The following is a 20,468-nucleotide window of genomic DNA, read 5'->3' on the forward strand; positions in this document are numbered from 1 at the left end:
CCCCCCTGCTTGGCGGCCTGGGGCTGGCGCCAACCGGTGACGCGGCCGCCGCCGGGATGAACTTCGCGCGCTACTACCGACTGCTGCAGCAGGCCGCCGGGTTGCTGGGCAGCAGCGACTTCTTCCTGCACCTGGGCCAGCGCTACAACCTCTACGACCTGGGCGTGATCGGCTACGCCCTGATCAGCGCGGCCAACCTGCGGCGCTCCTGGGATATCTCCCTCGGCCAGCCGTCGAGCCTGATGCCGCACCCCATCCACACCCAGCTCGACGAGGACGCCAGCCACATCCGCCTGACCCTGCAGCTGCCGCCGTTCAGCGAGGTGGAGCGCAATGCGCTGTGCGAGGAATGGCTAAGCAGCACCTGGCGCTGGCTATGCCAGCGGTTGCCTGAGCTGGAAGGCTGCACCGGCATGCAGATTCACCTCCCCTACCCGCCGCCGACCCATGCGAAGGTCTATCAGGAGCTGTTCCCCGGACAATGCCGGTTCAATAGCGCGCAGGCGCAACTGTGGATTCCCCGGGAATTCCACGACCGCCCCTTCTCCACCGCCAACCCGACCGTAACGCGCCTGTGCCAGGCCCAGGGCGCGGCGACCCTGGCCAGCTTCGAGCGCGGCCAGACGCTGCCCGACGACGTGCGCTTCTATCTGCTGCAGAACGCCCGCATCCCCCTGCCCGACCTGGAGCAGACCGCCGCCTGGCTGCGCATGCCGCCCTACACCCTGCAACGGCGCTTGCGCGAATACGGCCTGACCTTCAAGGGCATCGTGCTGGAGGTGCGCATGGCGCTGGCCCAGCGCTACCTGCTGGCCAGCCGCATGGCCTTGCAGGAGATCGCCTTCCTGCTCGGCTACGAGCATGTGACCAGCTTCCACCGGGCGTTCCAGCGTTATACGGGGACGACGCCGGAGCGCTTCCGCGCCGATGGCGGGAAGCGCGAGACGCAATAAGGGCGAGGCCGCCCCTCTCGCGGGGAGAGGGGCGAGCCCTGCTCAGGCCTGCAACTGATTACCGATCGGCAGGATGCGGATACGTTTGCCGCTGGCGGCGAACAGCGCGTTGGCCAGCGCCGGCGCCAAGGGCGGCACGCCGGGTTCGCCGACACCGCTTGGCGGCACCGCCGAGGGCACGATATGCACCTCCACCACGGGCATCTCGTTGATGCGCAACACCTGGAAGTCGTGGAAGTTGGACTGATCCACCTTCCCGTCGGTCAGGGTGATGGCGCTGTGCATCGCGGCCGACAGGGCGAAGCCGATTCCACCCTCCATCTGCGCCTTGATCACGTCCGGGTTGATCGCCAGGCCGCAGTCCACCGCGCAGACCACGCGATCCACCTTGAAGCTGTGGTCCGCCTTGACCGTCACTTCCACCACCTGGGCCACGAAGCTGCCGAAGGATTCGTGCACGGCGATGCCGCGGCCGCGCTGCTCGCCCTCGGTGCCCTTGGCCAGCGGCGCCTGCCAGTTGGCCCGTTGTGCGGCCAGCTCCAGCACGCCGCGATGGCGGGGATGGTCCTTCAATAGTGCGCGGCGGAATTCGTACGGGTCCTTGCCGGCGGCGATGGCGGCCTCGTCGACCAGCGTCTCGGTGGAGAACGCCGTGTGGGTGTGCCCCACGGAGCGCCACCATTGGGTCGGCACCGTGACGTTCTCCGCCAGGGCTTGCTCGATGCGCAGGTTGGGCACGGCGTACGGCAGGTCCTCCGCGCCCTCCACGACGACCTTGTCGATGCCGTCCTTCACCAATATCTTCTCGAACGGCGTGCCAATGAGGAATGACTGGCCCACCAGCCGCTGCTCCCAGCCCACCAGGTTGCCCGATCCGTCCACGGCCAGCCGCGCACGATGCAGGAACGCCGGGCGGTAGTAGCCGCCACGGGTGTCGTCCTCGCGGGTCCAGACCATCTTCACCGGTGCCTTGATGCCCTGCTCATGGGCCGCCTTGGCAATCGCCGCCGCCTCCAGCACATAGTCCGACTGCGGATTGGCGCGCCGGCCGAAACTGCCACCGGCATACAGCTGGGTGATCGTTACCTGTTCCGGCGCGACGCCAAGCAATTGCGCCACCGCCGCCTGGTCGGCGGTCTGCCACTGCTCGCCGTTCCATATCTGGCAACCGCCGCCGTCCTTGAGCTGGACCACGCAGTTCAGCGGCTCCATCGCCGCGTGGGCCAGGAACGGGAACTCATACTCCGCCTCGATGATCTTGGCCGGCTGCTTCAGGGCCTTGTCGACGTCGCCCACATTGCGCGCCACCAACCCGGGCTTGCCGGCCATCTCGCGGTACTGGGCGAAGATTTCCTTGCTGCCCATCCTGAATGCCTTGCTCTCGTCCCACTCGACCTGCAAGGAGTCACGGCCCTGGCGCGCGGCCCAGGTGTTCTTCGCCAGCACGGCCACACCGGCGAAGCGCGTCGGACTGCCGGGGAACTCGACCACCGCGACCACGCCCGGCACCGCCTTGGCCTTGGTCGCGTCGACCTTGGCCGGCACCCCGCCGAAACGCGGCGGGTGGGCGACGACGGCCACCAGCATGTCCGGCAGTTGGATGTCCTGGGTGAACACCGCCGAGCCATCGGTCTTGCCGCTGCTGTCGATGCGCGCGAGCCTTTCCTGGCCGATCAGCTTGAAGTCCTTCGGGTCCTTGAGCTTCACCTCGGCAGGCACCGGCTGTTTGGCCGCCGCTTCGGCCAGTTCGCCGAAGCCGGCCTTGCGCCCGGAGGCGGCGTGGGTCACCACGCCGTCATGTACCTGGATCTGCGCGGCGGGTACCTTCCACTGTTCGGCGGCGGCGCCCACCAGCATGGCGCGGGCGCTGGCGCCGGCCTTGCGCATCTGTTCGAAGGAGTTGGAAGTGGCCGTGCTGCCGCCGGTGCCCTGCAGGTTGCCGAAAGCCAGGTTGGCGTAGCGCTTGGCGTCGGCCGGCGCTCCTTCCACACGCACGTGAGCCCAGTCGGCATCCAGCTCCTCGGCCACCAGGGTGGCGAGGCCGGTGTAGCTGCCCTGCCCCATTTCCACGTGCTTGGCGATCACCGTCACCGTGCCGTCGGGGGCGATGCGCACGAAGGCGTTGGGCTCGAACTCGCCGGCCGCCTCGGCATCGCCCATGCGCGCGAGCAGCGGCGCGAAGTAGATGCCCAGGGCCAGGCCACCGGCGCCCCGGAGGAAATGCCGGCGGCTGAGGTTGAAGATGCCGCGCTGCTGCGCCTCTTCCTGATCGATGCGGGTATCACGCATGTCGGAGCTCCTCAGGCCAGGGTCTTGGCAGCGTCGTGGATGGCGGCGCGAATTCGCGCGTAGGTGGCGCAGCGGCAGATGTTGCCGCTCATGGCCGTGTCGATGTCGGCATCGCTGGGCGCCTTGTTGGAGGCCAGCAGCGCGGTGGCGGACATGATCTGCCCGGACTGGCAGTAACCGCACTGCACCACGTCCAGCCGCCGCCAGGCGTCCTGCACGGCCTTGCCGGCGGGCTGTTCGCTCACGGCCTCGATGGTGGTGACCTTCTTGCCCGCCACCGCCGAAAGCGGCGTGACGCAGGAGCGCGTCGGCTGGCCGTCGATGTGCACCGTGCAGGCGCCGCACAGCGCCATGCCGCAGCCGTACTTGGTGCCGGTCAGCCCGGCGACGTCGCGCAGGGCCCAGAGCAGCGGCATCTCGCCGGGCGCGTCGAATTCATGGTCCTTGCCGTTCAGGTTCAGGGTAATCATCGGCGAGTTCACCTCTTCCTCGGGTGATGGGATGGCCGCAGCCCCCTGGCTCCGGCACGCATCGGTTCAGCCTAGGCGCTATGCCCGGCACGCGCCGCGACGATACGCGAAGAAAGCGCCGAGCGGTTTGCCTGGTCCTGCGCAGCCTTGCCTGAAACTGCCGGCGCTGGGCTCAGGCGTCCGCGCGCTCGCCCAGCGCCAGCGCTGCCCGTGGGCGTACCGGCGCGCTGCGATCCCAGCCATAGCGTCGCGCGAACCAGCCTTTCACCGCCTGGGTCAGCACCATGTAGCCTGCCAGGATGCCCGCCAGCCACGGCCAGTAGGCCAGCGGCAAGGCCTGCATGCGGAACGAGTGGGCCAGCGGTCCCATGGGCAGGAACACCGCCACCGCGATGATCGCCAGGGTCATCCCCAGCAGCGGCCAGGCCGCGCGGCTCTGCAGGAAGGGGATGCGCCGCGTGCGGATCATGTGCACCACCAGCAGTTGCGAGATCAACCCTTCAACGAACCAGCCGGACTGGAACAGCGCCTGGTGCTCGGGCGCATTGGCGCCCAGGGCGAACCACAGGACCAGGAAGGTGGCGATGTCGAACAGCGAGCTGACCGGCCCGAAGAACACCATGAAGCGTCCCAGTCCGCCCGGGTTCCACTGCTGCGGGCGGCGCAGCTGCTCGTCGTCGACATGGTCGAAGGGAATGGCGATCTGCGACAGGTCGTACAGCAGGTTCTGCACCAGCAACTGCAACGGCAGCATCGGCAGGAATGGAATGAAGGCGCTGGCCACCAGTACGCTGAACACGTTGCCGAAGTTGGAACTGGCGGTCATGCGGATGTACTTGAGCATGTTGGCGAAGGTGCGGCGGCCTTCGATCACGCCCTCCTCCAGCACCAGCAGGCTCTTTTCCAGCAGGATCAGGTCGGCGGCTTCCTTGGCGATGTCCACCGCCGAGTCCACCGAGATGCCGATATCCGCCGTGCGCAGCGCCGGGGCGTCGTTGATGCCGTCGCCGAGGAAACCCACCACGTGCCCGCGCTCGCGCAGCACGCGCACCAGCCGTTCCTTGTGACCGGGGGTGAGCTTGGCGAACAGCGTGGTGTGCTCGGCCAGCTCGCCCAGTGCCGCATCGTCGAGGCTGTCCAGCTGCGGGCCGAGGAGCACGCCCTGCACCGGCAGGCCGACGTCGCGGCAGACCTTCAGGGTGACCCGCTCGTTGTCACCGGTCAGCACCTTCACCGCCACCCCGTTTTCCGCCAGGGCGCGCAACGCCGGGGCGGTGGTTTCCTTCGGCGGATCGAGGAAGGCGATGTAGCCGGCCAGGCACAGCCCGGTCTCGTCGGCCACGCCATAGCCCTCGCGTTCCGCCGGCAATTCGCGGGTCGCCACCGCGACCACCCGCAGGCCTTCCCGGTTGAGGTCCTCGGCGACCGCGCGGATGCTCGCCAGGCGCTCGCCGTCCAGCGGCACCACGGCATCGCCGGCCTCCACCGCGATGCAGACGTCCAGCACCTCCTCCAGCGCGCCCTTGCAGATCAGCAGGTGATGACCATCCGGCTCGCGAACCACCACCGACATGCGCCGGCGGGCGAAGTCGAAGGGAATCTCGTCGACCTTGCGGTAGCGGCTGTCCACCCGCAGCGCGTGGCGCAGCTCGACGTGTTCCAGCACGGCCACGTCCAGCAGGTTCTTCAACCCGGTCTGGTGGTGGCTGTTGAGGAAAGCCAGCTGCAGGACGCGGTCCTGGACCTGGCCGAAGGCATCGGTGTGACGCTCCAGCACGATGCGGTCCTGGGTCAGGGTGCCGGTCTTGTCGGTGCAGAGGATGTCCATCGCGCCGAAGTTCTGGATGGCGTCCAGGCGCTTGACGATGACCTTGCGCCGGCTCAGCGCCACCGCGCCCTTGGCCAGGGTCGAGGTGACGATCATCGGGAGCATTTCCGGGGTCAGACCGACGGCGATGGACAACGCGAACAGCGCCGCCTGCAACCAGTCGCCCTTGGTGAAGCCGTTGATCAGCAGCACCAGCGGCGCCATTACCAGCATGAAGCGGATCAGCAGCCAGCTGACCTTGTTCACCCCGGCCTGGAAGGCGGTGGGCGCCGGGTCCGCCGCGATCACCCGTTCGGCCAGCGAGCCGAAGTAGGTGCGCGCTCCGGTGCCGACCACCACGGCCTGCGCCGAACCGCTGATGACGTTGGTGCCCATGAAGCATAGGTTGTCGCGCTCCAGCGGATTGCACTGGCGGGCATCGCGCAGCTGGGCGAATTTCTCCACCGGCAGTGATTCGCCGGTCAGCGCCGCCTGGCCGACGAACAGGTCCTTGGCGCTGAGCAGCCGCACATCCGCCGGCACCATGTCGCCGGCCGACAGCCACAGCACATCGCCGGGCACCAGCTGGCGGATCGGCACTTCCTGCCTGCGCAGCGGACCTTCGCCATCGGGGCTGCGGAACACCGTGGCGGTATTGCTGACCATCGCCTTGAGCTGTTCGGCGGCGCGGTTCGAGCGCTTCTCCTGGACGAAGCGCATCAGCGTGGAAATCAGCACCATGCTGCCGATCACCACAGCGGCTTCGGCGTCCTCGGTCACCCAGGAGATCGCCGCCAACAGGCTCAGCAACAGGTTGAAGGGGTTGCAGTAGCAGTACCAGAGGTGCAGCCAGGCACCGATCGGGCGGTCCTGCTCCACTTCGTTCGGGCCCGAGCGCAGGCGCCGTTCTTCGGCTTCCGATTCGCTGAGTCCCTCGCGGCGACTGCCCAGCCGATCGAGCGCTGCCTGGGGCTCCAGCACCGACCACTCCAGCAAGGCACCTGCCAGGGGTGCGGGCGCATGTCGCCCCGCCGCGGCGCCCCGCAGCAGGTCGCGCGCAGCAAGGCGGCGCAACTGACGAGCGGGAAAGCCCTTGTTGATGAATTCCAGCAGGTGGGTCCTGAGGTGATCCAGGCGCATGTCGACTCCCTGTTACCACCGGATAATTGGCGGCATCGGGAAGTCTGTAGGGCCTTTCTTAAGACGCCATGAAGGCTGGGAGCGGGCCGCCACGGGGCCGCGTCCTGGCGTCAGAAATCGCGCTTGTAGAAGATGTCCAGTGAACTGGCCAGGCCGCTGGCCGCCTCCAGGTAGACCTTCTTGCTCAGCAGGTAGCGCAAGGCGATGGTATTGGCCGGCTCGAACACGCCCACGCCGTAGCGCAGGCTGAGCTTGTCGGAGAGCTGGCCACTGGCGACCACGCTGGTGCTGTTGCCGGCGCCTTCGGTGTCCAGCTGGAAGTCCTTGATGCCCAGCTTCTGCGCGACCTCGCCGGTGAGCGGCGCACTGCCGGCCAGACCCAGGGCCAGCGCCGCCTCGCCCATCATGTTGCTGTCCTCGCCGGTGCTCATCGGCCGGCCCAGTACCAGGTAGGACAACGCCTGCTGCTGGCTCATCGCCGGTTCCGAGAACACCTCGCTGCGCGGCTGCTCGGCATTGCCGGTCAGGCGCAGGCCGGCGATCACGTCGTCGACCTTGCGGATCGCCTCAATGTCGAGGTACGGCTGGTCAATGGGGCCGGCGAACAGCAGGCGCGCGCGGCGGATGGTCAGCTTCTGCCCGTAGGCACGGTAGCGGCCATTGTTCAGGCGCAGTTCGCCACGGGTATCGAGGTTGTCGCCGACGTGCACCTGGCCAGCCAGCTCGGCGTTCAGGCCGAAGCCCGAGAAGGTCAGCTTGTCCTCGCCGACGGTCACATCGACGTCCATGTGCAATGCACTGGCGGCCTTCTGTTCCTGCTTCTGGCCGACGATCACGGTGTCGTCGGACACCTTGACCGTCGAAGGCGGCAACTGGCGAATGGTGATGGCGCCACGGGGCACCTGCACCTTGCCGGAAACTGCCAGGCCCTCGCCTGCCATGCGTATCGCCAGGTCCGGTTCGACCTCCAGTTCCGCGTAGGGGTCGACGGTCACGGGCAGGCGGTTGCCGCGCACGTTCAGGTCGACATTCAGCGCCTCGTTCCAGGCGATCCGCCCGGAGAGGTTACCGTTGCCGTGTTCCCCGGCCGTCCAGTTGCCGCTCAGGTCCACCTGCTCGCCAGCGATGCGCGCGTCCACCTGCAGGTGCTCCAGGCGAGTCGGCAGGTCGCCGCCGGACACTTCGCCATCGACCAGCCGCAGGTTGCCGTCCACCCGCGGTGCCAGGAGCCCGCCGGATATCTGCCCGTTGCCGTGGAGCCGCCCTTTGAGGGTCTCCACTGCCGGTACGAAAGGCCGGGCGATGGACAGGTCCAGCCCGTTGAGGCTGAAGCTGCCGCTCACCGGCTTGGATTTCGGCCGGGGATCGAGCTGCACCTGGGCATCCAGCGTGCCCAGCTTTTCGCCGTTGAACTGCAGGCGGGTGTCGATGCGACGGGGCGTCAGGCGGCTTTCCAGTTGCAGGCTCTGGTAGGGGAAATCGACCCAGTCGTCCTGCTCCTTCAGGCGCAGCGTGCCGCTGCCGGCGTTGAGCAGGATCGAACCATTCGGACCGCTGGCCGGCAGGTCCAGCTGCACGTCGCCGTCCAGTTGGCCGCGCCAGGCGAAGTCTTCCGGCAGCCAGCGGGCCAGGCTGTCCAGCGGGAACTGGCGCAAGTGCAGGCGCATGCGCGGGTCGGGCATCAGGCGCTGGTCTTCCGCGCACAGGCTGGCCGGGCCCGAGGCCCAGCAGTGCGCGCCGAGGGTCAGCCGGCCATCGGCCAGCCGCTCCAGCTTCGCCGGCTGTTGCAGGCGCCAATCCTGCCCGCCGCTCTGGATATCGCCCTGCGCCAGGCGGCCACGCCAGTCGCGGCCATTCCAGGTGCCGTCCAGGCCCAGCGCGAGGACCACCGGCTTGCCTTGCAGGTTCAGCGTGAGCTGCTGGCGCTGCTTGTCACCGCTGCCCTCCAGCTTGAGCGTGCCCAGGCGCGTGTCGCCGCTGCGCAGGCCCTGCACCTGCAGGTCCAGGCGGCCACGCTGGGCGGCATCCAGTTTCGCATCCAGCGCCAGGGTGCGCAGGCTCTGGCCGGCGTAGGCGACACGCTGGCCATTGAGCGCCAATTGGCCCTGCGGTGCTTGCAGGGTGCCGGCCAGGTCGAGGCGGCCACTCACTTGGCCGGCGAGCTGCGGCCACAGCTGGCCCAATTGATTCAGGGCGAGGTCCAGCTTTCCGGAAAGCCGCTGCTCCAGCGCCGCCTGGCCGGTGATGCGGTTGTCGCCCAGTTGCAGGATCAGGTCATCCGCCTTCCAGGCCTGCCCGGCACCTTCGGCGCGGGCCTTGATCACTGCCGGCTGGCCGCGCAGGCGGCCTTGCAGGTCGAGGTTCGCGGACAGGTTGAGACTGCCGCCCTTGAGCGAGCCCTGGCTGCGCAGCGGTCCGCCCAGGCGGCCCGGCATCTCCTTCAACCAATAGGCGGGATCGAGGTCGCGCAGGTCGAAGGCGGCGTCCCAACTGACGGTGTCGGCAAAACCTACCTTCACATGCCCTTCGGCCTTGCCCTGCCCCGCCACCAGTTGCAGCGACGGCAGGAAGACTTCCGACAGGTTGCCGGAAACCGGGCTGGCCAGGGTGAACGCCCCCGCCGGACCATTCAGTGCCGCATCGAAGTTGCCCAGGTAGGCGCCGTCGCGGTACTGCACCTCGGCCTTGAGACTGTGCACGCTCACTGGTGGCTCTTCGATAGCCGGGTACAGGCGCCGCCAGGGGAAGTCCAGCCAGTCGAGCGTGGCGTCGGCGGCAAAGCCGTCCTGCCAGTCGAGCCGGCCCTGCACGCCCAACCGTTGCGCCTGGGCGGCAGTCAGGTCGAGCGCGGCGATATCCGCGCCCTTGGCGTCGACGCGGCCGCGCAGGGTCAGCACCACCGGACTGTCGTCGGCCGGCAACAGGGCCGCGCCGGCGATCTGGTAGCCGTTCTTCAGGTCGCCACTGGCATTCAGGCGGACCTGATTCAGCGTCAACGTATCGGGCAACGAGGCATCGGCCTTGAAGCCGTCGGCCAGCACCAGCGCCTGTGCCGGCAGGTTTTCCGCCAGCGGTTGCAGGTCGCCTTCCAGCGTGCCATTCAGGTAACCGCTGCTTTGCGCCTGCAGTTTCAGGTGGCCTTGCAGTTCGCCGTCGGCCTTGAGCTGCAGCGACCAGGGCTTGCCGCCTACGGCCGGCAGGTCGAGGCTGCCGTGCGCCTGCAACGGCCAGCCCTGGGTGGGCTTGAGCAGACCGGAGAGCGACAGCCGCAGGTCACCCCGGGCCAGCGTCGCCGACTCGATGTGCAGGCCCTGCCGATCCCAGTTCGCCACCAGGTTGGCGTCACGCAGTTGTTCCAGGTCGTCGAGCAGGAAGCGGCCGATACGTACATCGCCCAGCTCCAGGGTCAGCGGCAGGTCGAGGCTCGGCAACTGCACGGGGCCGGATGATTCGCTCGCCTCGCTCGGCGGCAGGGTCAGCCGGATCTCCGTGGCCGCCACGCGGTTCAGGCACAGTGTCATGCGCAGCAGGCATCCCGGCCCCCAGGCAATGTCCGGCTCGTCCAGTACCAGGCGGGTGGCGCCGTCGCTCCACTCCAGATGCTTTGCGGTGAAGGCGCCGGCCAGGCGGCCGCTGAAGCCATCCACGGTCAATCCTGGCACCCGCTGCAGCACCATCCGGCTGCCCGCTTCGGTCCCAAGCAAGGCCGCCAGGCCCGCCGCCACCAGCAGGATCAGGCCGAGCAGCCCGCCCAGCAGCCAGCGCATCGCGCGCATCCAGCCCGCCCGGCTCACAGTTCAGGCCCCATGGAGAAGTGGATACGGATGCCGCCGTCCTCGTCGAGACCATCGGCGAGGTCCAGGCGCAACGGGCCGACCGGGGAGACCCAGCGGATACCGATACCCACGCCGGTCTTGATCGACGGGAAGTCCAGCGAATTGAACGCATTGCCCTGGTCGACGAAGGCCGCCAGCCGCCAGCGCTCGGCAATCGGGTACTGGTATTCGACGCTGCCGGCAACCATGTAGCGCCCACCGATGCGGTCGCCCTCGGAGTTTTTCGGCGACAGTGTCTGGTAGTCGTAACCGCGCACGCTCTGGTCACCGCCGGCGAAGAAACGCAGCGACGGCGGGATCGAGGAGTAGTCGTTGGTGGCAATGCCGCCGAGCTGGATGCGCCCGAGCAAGCGCTGGCCGCCCCAGAAGCTGGTCAGTCCCTTGGCCAGCGCATTGACATGGGCCACGTCGGCGTCGGCCAGGAATCCCTGCTTGGCGCCCTTCACATCGAACTGCAGGCGATAGCCGCGGCTGGGATCGACCTTGTTGTCGGCTTCGAGGATCGAATAGCCAATCCCCGGCATGAGGAAGCTGCTCAAGCCCGAATCGTCGCCCAGCTTGTACTCTTCGCGCTGCCAGTTCAGCGACACCACGCGCTGCCAGCCGCTGTCGAGCTTGTGGTGCCATTCGCTGCCGAGGGTGAGCAGCTTGCTCTGGGTGTCCACCAGGTCTTCGTTCTGGTAGCCGCTGAGGAAGCGCAATTTATCGGTCAGCGGCGGGTCCAGCGGAATCTCGTACCAGGCACCGACGTTCTGCCGGGGCGCGGAGACTTCCGCCTCCCAGCCCAGGCTGTGCCCCTGGGGATTGACCCAATGGCGCGTCCAGTTGGCCTTGGCCCGTGGCCCGACATCGGTGGAAAAGCCCAGGCCCAGGCCCATGGTCCTGGGCTTGCGCACCTGCAGGTGGACATCGACTGGAATCACGTCGGAGGCGGCCTTGGCCTGCGGCGCCGCGTCCACGCGCACGCCGTCGAAGTAGCCGGAAGACTGCAGCGCCTGGTTGAGGTCGGCGATCAGCTCGGAGTCGTAGGGGGTACCCTCCTTGAACGGCACCATGCGTTGCAGCAGCTCGTCGTCGAACGGGTAGTCGCCGCTGAAATCGACCTTGCCGAGGGTCGAGCGCGGACCACTGACATACACCAGCTCGATGTCCGCGACACCGGCCACCGGATCGATCCGCAACTGCTGCTGGCTGAACTGGCCACGGAAGAAACCGAAGCGCGACGCCTGGTTCTGGATCAGCCGCTTGGCATCCTCGTAGGCCCCATGGTTGAGCTGCGCGCCGGGCTTCAGGGCATCGCCGCCGGGCACGCGGAAGCTCTTGAGCTCGGCCGCCGGGCCTTCGACGCGGATGGTGACGTTGCGCAGGTGCACCGGCTCACCGGGCGTCACGTTCAGGAGCAGGGTCGGCGGTTGCCCGTCGCGCACCCGGCTGCGGACGCGCGCCTGGTAGTAGCCCAGCGCCTGCGCGGCCTTCTGTGCCTGCTCTTCGGTAGTGCGCCGCATGCGCCGCAATGCCGCCTGATCACGCTCGCCAAGGCTGCCTACATAGGCCTCGATGTTGGCCTTGAGCGCAGGGGTGGCGGGTGTGATGCGAACGTCGAGATGGGCTTCGGCTGCCAGCGCTCCCTGCAAGCAGAACGCCATCAACAGCAGCAGCCCAAGCAATCCTTGGACAACTCTCATGGCGCGGAATGCTAGCACGGGAAATGGCGATCAAGCCCTTTCCCGGAACGCTGGAATCCTCAAAAACGCTATCCCTGGCTGGCCAGCTGGCTTTCCGGCCTCGGGTTCGGATGGAACAGCACATGTTCCCGGATCGGCCCGAGGGCCACCTCGCCCAGTTCCTCGTAGCCGTGGCGGCGATAGAACTCCAGGTAGCGCGCATTTCCCGTGTCGAGCACCAGTCCCTGGGAACTGCCCTCCTCCGCGCACCAGGCATGCAGCGCATCGAGCAGTTGCTCGCCCAGGTGCTTACCCTGGAACTCGGGATGGATGCCGATCAGCGGCAGGATGTGGTACGGCCCCGGCGGCAGGCAACCGAGCACGGCGGCGTGGTAGTCCAGGTAGCGGCGGGTGCAGCGAAAACCGGTGGTGAGCAGCATGCGCATGCGCCACGCCCAGCTCTCGGTGATATCCAGGCGCTGTTGGGGTGGCGCGATCAGGGCCACGCCCACCAGGCGGTCCTCGCGCAGCAGGCCGATGGCCGGCAGTTCTTCGAGGAAGTGCTGATTGGTCAGCTCGCGCACCGTGGCGCGCACGCGCTGGTCGAAACCGGGTCGGTCGGCTTCGAACAGGTAGGCGAAGGTGGGTTCGTGGCGATAGGCGTGATACAGCAGCGAGCGGACTTCGCGGCTGTAGCCGCTGTCGAGCAGGCGCACTTCGGCGGTCGAATCAGGCATGCGGACGCCTCTTGTTGTGGTGTCTTCTGATGGGGAGCGCTCCAGCCACGAAACACTAGCAGCGGCGCGCCAGGGTCGCCAGAATCGGCCACCATGGGCTAGCATCGTTCTTTTGCCAGGACGTCCAGGATGAAAATCGTCTCCTTCAATATCAACGGTTTGCGCGCACGTCCCCATCAATTGCAGGCCATCGTCGAGCGCCATCAGCCGGACGTGATCGGCCTGCAGGAAACCAAGGTCGCGGACGACCAGTTCCCCCGTGCGGAAGTCGAGGCCCTCGGCTACCACGTCCACTACCACGGGCAGAAAGGCCATTACGGCGTCGCCCTGCTCTCCCGCCAGGAGCCGCTGGAACTGCAACGCGGCTTCCCCAACGATGGTGAGGATTCGCAGCGCCGTTTCATCTGGGGCACCTTCAAGGATGCCCAGGGCGAGCTGATCACTGTAATGAACGGCTACTTCCCGCAAGGCGAGAACCGTGAGCACCCGGTGAAGTTTCCCGCCAAGCAGCGCTTCTACGCCGACCTGCAGGACCTGCTGGAAACCCGCTTCCAGCCCACCCAGCAACTGGTGGTGATGGGCGACATCAACATCTCGCCGGAAGACTGCGACATCGGCATCGGCGAGGAGAACCGCAAGCGCTGGCTGAAGACCGGCAAGTGCAGCTTCCTGCCCGAAGAGCGCGAATGGCTGGCACGCCTGAAAGGCTGGGGCCTGGTGGATAGTTTCCGTCTGCAGAACCCGGCAGTGAGCGACCGCTTCAGCTGGTTCGACTACCGCAGCCGTGGCTTCGAGGACGAGCCCAAGCGCGGCCTGCGCATCGACGTCATCCTCGCCTCCGAGGCGCTGCGCAATCGCATCGCCGACACCGGCGTCGACTATGACATCCGCGGCATGGAAAAGCCCTCGGACCACGCGCCGATCTGGCTGCAGCTGAAATAACCCGCGCAAACGACAAAGCCCGGCATCGCCGGGCTTTGTCGTTCTTCGGTCCAACCCTGCTCAGGATTCGTTCGCAACGGTGCCGACGCTCTTGCTGATAGCGCTGTAGGTGGTATTGAAACGCACGGTCTCGTTGAAACCTTTGACGATGGCACCGAAACGCTCCTTCGCATCGAGCAGTTGCTTGAAGCGTGCAGCCAGATCAGCGCCCTGACGCTGCAGGCTGACTTCACGCTCATCCAGTTCCTGGGCCCGGGCACGCACCTGGTTCAGCTGACGCTCGATATGCTGCTGCTCCTGTTGCAAGGCCTCGGCGCGCTTGATCGTTGCACGGTCGCGACTCTCCACGGACTCCGCCAGGGCCTGCAGCGCACTGCTGCGCTCGGCGAGGATCGCGGCATTCTGTTCCGCTACACGCTCGATGCTCTGCTTTTCCTCGTGCAGGCGTTGTTCCTGTTGAGACAGCCGCTCCTCCCGCTCGGCCAGCTGACGTTCGCGCTCCAGGACTTGCATACGCCGCTCCTCGAGCGACTCGCGCATATTCACCAGCTCCAGCTTCTGCTGTGACAAGCCATGCGCCATGCCGGCCAGCGAATCGAGGGTGGACTGTACATCGTGCAGGACACCGTCAGTTTCCACATCCGGGGACTGGAATGCAGTGGGCACGGGTTCCATCGACGCCTGGCCAATGGCGGCATCCGTGCTGACGTGTTCCTGCTGAAGTTGAGCGTGGGCGTTCATGGTGGAAAATTCCTTTTGGGAGAAGAGGGAAAGACCCTGGCTGGAACAAGCGGTCGTTACTGGGCTCGCCGAATGGCTTTCGGATACCTGCGAAATGGCAATGTCCGACTCGGGCACCACGGATTCGGATATCTGCGGATCGGGCTGAGCCTGGCGGGCGGCATCGATCGCTGCAGCAGAAGCCTCGTGGGACTGCTGATCCGAAGCCCCAAGACCCGAGCAGGCGGACTCGAGCTCAGCCAGGTCCTTCTCGAGCATTTCGAATGCATCGATGACCTGCGCAGTGGGAGCCCCATGCTCGTCGGCGCCCAGTGCGTCACCCGAGGCAACCGACTCCTTCGCACGAATGGCGATATGACCCGCCGATAGCGAAGAGCGCGGCGCATCCTTGGCACGCAGGGACAGCGAAGGCGCGGAAAAGGGTTGAGTTCTGCCCGGCTCCCCGCCCGCATCGGATGATTGAGACATGGCGGTCTGCACGGACTGCTGGGAGATGGTCATGGCGGGGAAGCCATACTCCTCCTGTCCTTCAAGCCGCTTCACATGTGAAGTCATGGAACGTCCTACCCTCAGGGTGATCGACCACACTCCAGTACTCGCCCGGATCGATGTTCCGATCAGTGCCGGCGGCTGGGTGGAGATGCCTTCGATGCTGGTCCCCAGTCGAAGGGCAATCAGGCCGATGCTATGAGCCGATGGGCTGTCCCGCTTATCCGTCGGTTCGACAGTGCAGGACAGGTTGCAGGACAAATTCTTACAACTGCGCCGCGAGAGGGATGTCAGTAGATTCCTGCATCGTCGAAGGAAAAATATGCAAGACGGCCGAGCTGCTTCATCGGATGACAGCGAAGAGCCTGCTCCCGATGGCAGGCGGGCTCAGAATCACCGGGCCACTTCGTAGAAAGAGGACCCGCATGAACAGGTCCCGATGGGGGAGCTAAACCGCTACAGCAATCCAATCTCTTCGCAGATGCTGAACAGCTCGTCCAGGGAGCTGGCGGAAAGTTTGCGCATTAGTTGCCTTTTGTGCTGCCCGACGCTCGTCCCGGACAAATCAAGAAGCTCGGCCAGGGAAGACAGCGAATCGCCTCGATGCAGACCGTGCAGCACGGCAATCAGATGGGAAGGAAATACCAGGGCGGATTTCCACCTGGGATCTTCCCCCAATGGCAGCCGCGCATGTTCGGGGAAAATCGTTCCCCCCGCCAGAACGGTCTCGATGGCGCGCCCGATCAGGGCCGGGCGATCATCCATCAACAGGAAGCCGGACACGCCAGTGCGAATGGCGCGCTGGATATTCAGGGAAGTACCGAGGCTGGAACACACCAGCACCGGCGTAGTTTCTTCGAGCTGACCCGCACGCCGGAGCATCGCGACCAGTTCCATACCATGAATATCCGGCAGCTCCAGCGTCACCTCCAGCAGGTCGCAATCTCCGGTTTTCAGATGGTTCAGCGCCTGCCGCGCCAGCTTGAAATGCAGCTCGCACTGATGGCCGCTGGCCTGCAAGAACCTGCGGATGGTGATGAAATCGCGCCTTGAAGGTTCGATGATTACGATTCGGGCCATGTTACTCCTTGTTGCGAAGGCCTCGTTTCGCCGACCGCGGGCCGGGCCCGACGTGACGCAGCAAAAGCAGTTACTGCGCGCGCCAAACCCGCAGGGTTGCGTTGAACATTCTGCAAGCGTCGGCGACCGCAATCGGACGACCTGTTGGCGCAGGACAATCCCTTGTCCCTGGCAACATCCATCACATCAGCGCAAGCACGCCAGCCAATAAGAACGGTCAATGCGTCCCCCCGTACACATTGGCCTGCAAACTCACTCGACTACGGTTTTGGAAATGGCGGACAGAGTGCTGTTGAACTGCACGGTCTCGTTGAAGCTCTTGACGATGGCACTGAACTTATCCTTGGCACTCTGCAGTTGCTTGAGCCGCATCCCCAGATCCTCGCTCTTGCGCTTGAGGGAGCTTTCGCGCTCATCCAGCTCGCTGGCGCGCGCGCGCAAGGCGGCCAACTGCTCGTCGATACGTTGTTGCTCGGCCTGGATCGATTCGGCTCGCTTGAGCGTGGCCTTGTCACGCAGATCGACCGTCTGGGCCAGCTCCTTGAGTGCCTCGCTGCGCTCCGCCAGCAAGCGATTGTTCTCGGTCGCCATGCGATCCAGATTGGCCTTGGCTTCCTTGAGATGGTTCTCCAATTGCAGCAGACGCTCCTCCTTGTCGCTGGCCAGGCGTTCGCGCTCCTGCAACTGGTTGTTCCACTCCTCCAGTTCCTCCTGCAGGCGCCCTGCAGCCTGCTTCTGCTGACTCAGACCCTGGGCCATGCCGGCGAGCGAGTTCAGCGTGCTCTGGACATCGCAGAGCACATCATCCGGATCGGCATCGAGCTGAGGAACGCTCAGTGCGGCAGCTACTTCCCGCAATTCCGCCGAGCAGATCGGAGCGGAAACGCCCGGGGTCTCTGCTTCGGGTATCACATCGTGCATTTCAGTCATTACAGATTCCTTCTGGATCAAGATTCCCTGAAGCACTGCTGCTTCAAGGCTGCTGTTTGCCACCAAGCTTGCGTCCGCCGCGTGTGCTGCCGGCTCGTCCGATGTCGCCACCGCTGGCGTACCGACTGCCGTTGCATGGCCCGCCTCCTCCAGGCTCGACACCATCGCGCCGGAGAACTCGTGCTCGCGGCGTTCTTCAGCGGCGGAGACCGTCTCCGGAAATTGCTCGGGCTCGGCCAGCGCAACAACGGCCGGGGCTTCCGGCTCGTGCGCTTCATGGGAAGACACGATCTCCGGCGCAGGCTGCTCGGCGACATCCGCAACCGCAGGCTCATCCTGCGCAACAACAACCGGCACCTCCTCCGCTTGCGGTTCGAAGGACGACTCCACGTCCGGAGTGGGCTCCTCTGCAACATCCGCAACCGCAGGCTCATCCAGCGCAACAACAGCCGGGGCTTCCACCGCTTGCGGTGCAGAGAATGCAACCACCTCTGCAGCTGGTTGTTCGGCAGCATCAGCTACTGCCGACTCCGCCATCGCGGCAACGCCCGGCTCTTCCGCCACTCGCGGCTCGGTGAACGTCATCGTCTCCAGCACGGGGGGCTCGACATCGGTTTCAACTGGCGACTCGGCAGACGGCGAGACCGTCGCCTCCTGCGGCTCAGGCGATGCAAGGTCAACGGCAGACGAATCGGCCGGTTCGAATAGAGGAGGGTCAGTGGGCTCGGCCAGAGCGTCACGCGATGCCGCAAGCGAGTCGCTCAGAAACTCCAGGTCAATGGCATCCGGCGACACCCTTTCCGCGGGTCCAAACACTTGCAGCGCGTCCTCTCCCTGCCCCGCAACAGTGTAGTGAGACGAAGGCGCCTGCTCCGGCCCTGAAGCATCCGGTTCTTCAGCGGAATGGGCTGTTTGCGCTTCCTCGTTCTGCAGCCTGGTCAAACGGGCCACCTGGGCGAAGTCGAGAATAATGTCCGTGCACAACTCGAAGCCGAGGCCGGAAATCGTCGGGATCTCGTCCGGGTCCATCGGACTTGTCAGGACGCTTGCTGGCGCCGGGCGCCTGGCCAGCAGACCGGCTCTCGCCAGCAGGTGCAACCACGACCGCGGAGCCAGGGGCGGCAGCCTGATGCCTTGGAACGTCAATTCACGCGTGGCCGGCAAACTCAGGGCACGCCTGCGCCAGGGGCGCCCCCAGCAGATGGCGGAGGCATTGTGCACGGCCAGCGAAATCAGCTTGGCGCGATGTTCGGGGCCAGCCGGGAGTGGCCCGGTAGCAGTTTGAAGCTGGGTCATGGTTACCTTCCAGCAGGGCGTGGAAACGGCGCAAGTGTCGCTTGACCGATAAGGTGGCGTTATCAGGCTTTCCTGATCTGCCCCGGGAATATTCCGATCACCTCAAGCACATCGAGCACCACGCCGCAGAGAGCTCACCCACGACGCGACAGCTTCGACGAAAAGCCGCCCACTGAACGGTCGCGCAGGATGTGCACCAGATCCAACAGCGTCGTCAGCACGAACAACGGCACGATGAGCATGAGCATCGACGGCACGAACCCACCTGCGCTGTCCGGCATCACGACCAACGAACCGGCCATCAGCACGATTGCCAGGATGATCACCAGCTTCATCAGCACCGACGCAAAGTCGACGATCTCGTCCATCTCGATCTCCAGAACTCTCAATACGAGCGCTTGTATACCGGCGCTGAAAAGGAGCGGAAATCGGAAACTTCCTGCAAGCCGTCAGTCATGTCCGAAGGCTGCGAAAACAGCTCTGCAATGCAGCAAAGCGTCATACCGATGCAATGATTCCGACTTAATCTGCCGCGCCATCGATGCCTCAAATGGAAGTTGCTCAATGTCGTACAAGCCGAGCGCCGCCGATGCTCAGGCCTGGCCCGTCACCATCGCCTGGTTGATCATCGGATTCATCTGCTACGCGTTCCCCTGGCAGGCCTTTGCCGCCCTGCCCTCGTCCCAGGGCAGTGAACCGGTGCTGCGCATCCAGGGCTCCAACACCATCGGTGCACACCTGTTGCCGGAGCTGGTGAAGGGCCTGCTGGTAAGCGAGGGCTACAGCAACGTCAGTGCTCAACCGGGCACGGCGGAAAACGAACAACGCATCATTGGCCGCAGCCAGGACGGCAGGGAGGCCATCGTCGACCTGGCCGCCCACGGCTCCAGCACCGGCTTCGTCGCGCTCAAGGACAACAGCGCCGAGCTGGCCGCCGCCTCGCGCCCGATCAAGGACGCCGAAGCAGCGGGCCTGTCGGCATCGGGCAACCTGCGCAGCGCCAAGGCCGAACAGGTGATCGGCATCGACGGCCTGGCGATCATCGTCAACCCGGCAAACGCCCTGGAAGAGCTGACCACCGACAATCTCGCGCGCGTCTTCTCCGGCGAAGTGAAGACCTGGGAGGAACTCGGCGGGCGCGGCGGCGCGATCCGACTTTACGCCCGCGATGACAACTCCGGGACCTTCGACACCTTCAAGGAACTGGTGCTGGCCAGCCACGGCAAGACCCTGGCCAACGGCGCGCAACGATTCGAGTCGAGCGACCAGTTGTCCGCGCAGGTCAGCGCCGACCCGCAAGGAATCGGTTTCGTCGGCCTGTCGTCGATCCAGAAGGCCAAGGCGCTGCGTATCGCCGACGGCAACTCCCTCGCGATGCCGCCCTCCACCACACTGATCGCCACCGAGGACTATCCGCTGTCGCGCCGCCTGTACCTCTATATGAAGCCCGAGGAGAGCAACCGCTGGGCCCATGCGCTGTTGCAGTTCGCCCAGGGTGACCAGGGGCAGGCGCTGGTCAGTACGAGCGGTTTCGTCGGCCAACGCGTCCAGGCGGTGAAAATGGCGCCACGGGCCGGCATGCCGGAGGCGTACCAGACCCTGGCGCGTGATGCCCGGCGCCTGTCGGTGAACTTCCGCTTCCGCGAGGGCAGTGCCACCCTCGACAACAAGGCCCAGCGCGATGTCGACCGCCTGCTGGCATACCTGCAGCAGAACGGCAAGATGACCAAGCAGGCAGTGCTGGTCGGCTTCGGCGATCCGAAACAGGACCCCGCACGCGCCGAGCTGCTCTCCAAGCTCCGCGCCATGGCGGTGCGCCGCGAGCTGGCCAAGGACGGCGTGATGTTCCGTGAGATCAGTGGCCTGGGCGATGCCTTGCCGGTTGCGGCCAACAACGACAATGACGGACGGGTGAAGAACCGTCGCGTCGAGGTCTGGGTCTACTGATCCTGCCGGCGATCGGCGTCCAGACTTTCGTGCAAGTGCCGATCGCCCCGCCTGAACCGATGTAGGAACTTGTTACGTTCCATCGCTTGCCTGCGCCGGGTGCTCTGCTATTTTTCCGCGAGTGACGCCGGGCCCCTCTGACGGTTG

General features: G+C 65.9%; 12 protein-coding genes and 1 pseudogene. 3 read left to right on the plus strand and 10 right to left on the minus strand.

Features of this window, described 5'->3' with window-relative positions; translation table 11 throughout:
• Positions 1–953: AraC family transcriptional regulator (locus J5M67_RS11770; RefSeq protein ID WP_207885495.1), on the plus strand; the 953-nt coding region annotated here is incomplete at its 5' end.
• Between the two features lie 42 nt (positions 954–995).
• Here the strand turns inward: J5M67_RS11770 and J5M67_RS11775 are convergent.
• The 6 genes and pseudogenes from J5M67_RS11775 to J5M67_RS11800 form a co-directional block, all read right to left on the minus strand.
• Entirely contained in the window at positions 996–3,242 is a 2,247-nt protein-coding gene (locus J5M67_RS11775) for a xanthine dehydrogenase family protein molybdopterin-binding subunit (RefSeq protein ID WP_306432261.1), read from the minus strand.
• 11 nt (positions 3,243–3,253) lie between these two features.
• Positions 3,254–3,712: a (2Fe-2S)-binding protein gene (locus J5M67_RS11780; protein ID WP_207885496.1), complete on the minus strand. Its 459-nt coding sequence runs from the start codon at positions 3,710–3,712 to the stop codon at positions 3,254–3,256.
• A gap of 235 nt (positions 3,713–3,947) precedes the next feature.
• A pseudogene (mgtA, locus tag J5M67_RS11785) lies at positions 3,948–6,659 on the minus strand (magnesium-translocating P-type ATPase); the annotation flags it as partial.
• A 110-nt stretch (positions 6,660–6,769) separates the two neighbouring features.
• A complete protein-coding gene (locus J5M67_RS11790) occupies positions 6,770–10,435 on the minus strand; it encodes a translocation/assembly module TamB domain-containing protein (RefSeq protein ID WP_207885498.1) in 3,666 nt (1,221 codons plus the stop codon).
• A 14-nt stretch (positions 10,436–10,449) separates the two neighbouring features.
• Positions 10,450–12,180, minus strand: a complete 1,731-nt coding sequence (locus tag J5M67_RS11795) for an autotransporter assembly complex family protein (protein ID WP_207885499.1) — start codon at positions 12,178–12,180, stop codon at positions 10,450–10,452.
• 68 nt (positions 12,181–12,248) lie between these two features.
• The gene (locus J5M67_RS11800) at positions 12,249–12,896 is read right to left on the minus strand and encodes an N-acetyltransferase (protein ID WP_207885500.1); all 648 of its coding nucleotides are present in this window, start codon (positions 12,894–12,896) and stop codon (positions 12,249–12,251) included.
• A gap of 129 nt (positions 12,897–13,025) precedes the next feature.
• On the opposite strand from J5M67_RS11800, the gene xthA reads away from it, so the two are divergent.
• Positions 13,026–13,838, plus strand: a complete 813-nt coding sequence (gene xthA, locus J5M67_RS11805; protein ID WP_207885501.1) for an exodeoxyribonuclease III — start codon at positions 13,026–13,028, stop codon at positions 13,836–13,838.
• A 60-nt stretch (positions 13,839–13,898) separates the two neighbouring features.
• Here the strand turns inward: xthA and J5M67_RS11810 are convergent, their stop codons facing one another.
• From J5M67_RS11810 to J5M67_RS11825, 4 genes are all read right to left on the minus strand, one after another.
• Positions 13,899–15,134, minus strand: coding sequence for a hypothetical protein (locus tag J5M67_RS11810; RefSeq protein ID WP_207885502.1), 1,236 nt, complete (start codon positions 15,132–15,134; stop codon positions 13,899–13,901).
• 390 nt (positions 15,135–15,524) lie between these two features.
• Entirely contained in the window at positions 15,525–16,148 is a 624-nt protein-coding gene (locus tag J5M67_RS11815) for a response regulator transcription factor (RefSeq protein WP_207885503.1), read from the minus strand.
• Between the two features lie 252 nt (positions 16,149–16,400).
• The gene (locus J5M67_RS11820; RefSeq protein WP_207885504.1) at positions 16,401–18,374 is read right to left on the minus strand and encodes a hypothetical protein; all 1,974 of its coding nucleotides are present in this window, start codon (positions 18,372–18,374) and stop codon (positions 16,401–16,403) included.
• A gap of 134 nt (positions 18,375–18,508) precedes the next feature.
• Positions 18,509–18,742, minus strand: a complete 234-nt coding sequence (locus tag J5M67_RS11825) for a hypothetical protein (protein ID WP_207885505.1) — start codon at positions 18,740–18,742, stop codon at positions 18,509–18,511.
• A gap of 196 nt (positions 18,743–18,938) precedes the next feature.
• Between J5M67_RS11825 and J5M67_RS11830 the strand changes: the two genes are divergently transcribed.
• Positions 18,939–20,321 carry a phosphate ABC transporter substrate-binding/OmpA family protein gene (locus tag J5M67_RS11830; RefSeq protein WP_207885506.1) on the plus strand — a complete coding sequence of 461 codons (1,383 nt, stop codon included), beginning with the start codon at positions 18,939–18,941 and terminating at the stop codon, positions 20,319–20,321.
• The last annotated feature ends 147 nt before the right edge of the window (positions 20,322–20,468 follow it).

The organism is Pseudomonas sp. 30_B (assembly GCF_017491605.1).
Taxonomy (GTDB): domain Bacteria; phylum Pseudomonadota; class Gammaproteobacteria; order Pseudomonadales; family Pseudomonadaceae; genus Pseudomonas.

Excerpts from the sequence above, each read along its gene's own strand:
- J5M67_RS11775 (WP_306432261.1), bottom strand. The coding sequence starts at position 3,242 with ATGCGTGATACCCGCATCGATCAGGAAGAGGCGCAGCAGCGCGGCATC.
- J5M67_RS11780 (WP_207885496.1), bottom strand. The coding sequence starts at position 3,712 with ATGATTACCCTGAACCTGAACGGCAAGGACCATGAATTCGACGCGCCC.
- J5M67_RS11790 (WP_207885498.1), bottom strand. The coding sequence starts at position 10,435 with ATGCGCGCGATGCGCTGGCTGCTGGGCGGGCTGCTCGGCCTGATCCTG.
- J5M67_RS11795 (WP_207885499.1), bottom strand. The coding sequence starts at position 12,180 with ATGAGAGTTGTCCAAGGATTGCTTGGGCTGCTGCTGTTGATGGCGTTC.
- J5M67_RS11800 (WP_207885500.1), bottom strand. The coding sequence starts at position 12,896 with ATGCCTGATTCGACCGCCGAAGTGCGCCTGCTCGACAGCGGCTACAGC.
- xthA (WP_207885501.1), top strand. The coding sequence starts at position 13,026 with ATGAAAATCGTCTCCTTCAATATCAACGGTTTGCGCGCACGTCCCCAT.
- J5M67_RS11810 (WP_207885502.1), bottom strand. The coding sequence starts at position 15,134 with ATGACTTCACATGTGAAGCGGCTTGAAGGACAGGAGGAGTATGGCTTC.
- J5M67_RS11815 (WP_207885503.1), bottom strand. The coding sequence starts at position 16,148 with ATGGCCCGAATCGTAATCATCGAACCTTCAAGGCGCGATTTCATCACC.
- J5M67_RS11820 (WP_207885504.1), bottom strand. The coding sequence starts at position 18,374 with ATGACCCAGCTTCAAACTGCTACCGGGCCACTCCCGGCTGGCCCCGAA.
- J5M67_RS11825 (WP_207885505.1), bottom strand. The coding sequence starts at position 18,742 with ATGGACGAGATCGTCGACTTTGCGTCGGTGCTGATGAAGCTGGTGATC.
- J5M67_RS11830 (WP_207885506.1), top strand. The coding sequence starts at position 18,939 with ATGTCGTACAAGCCGAGCGCCGCCGATGCTCAGGCCTGGCCCGTCACC.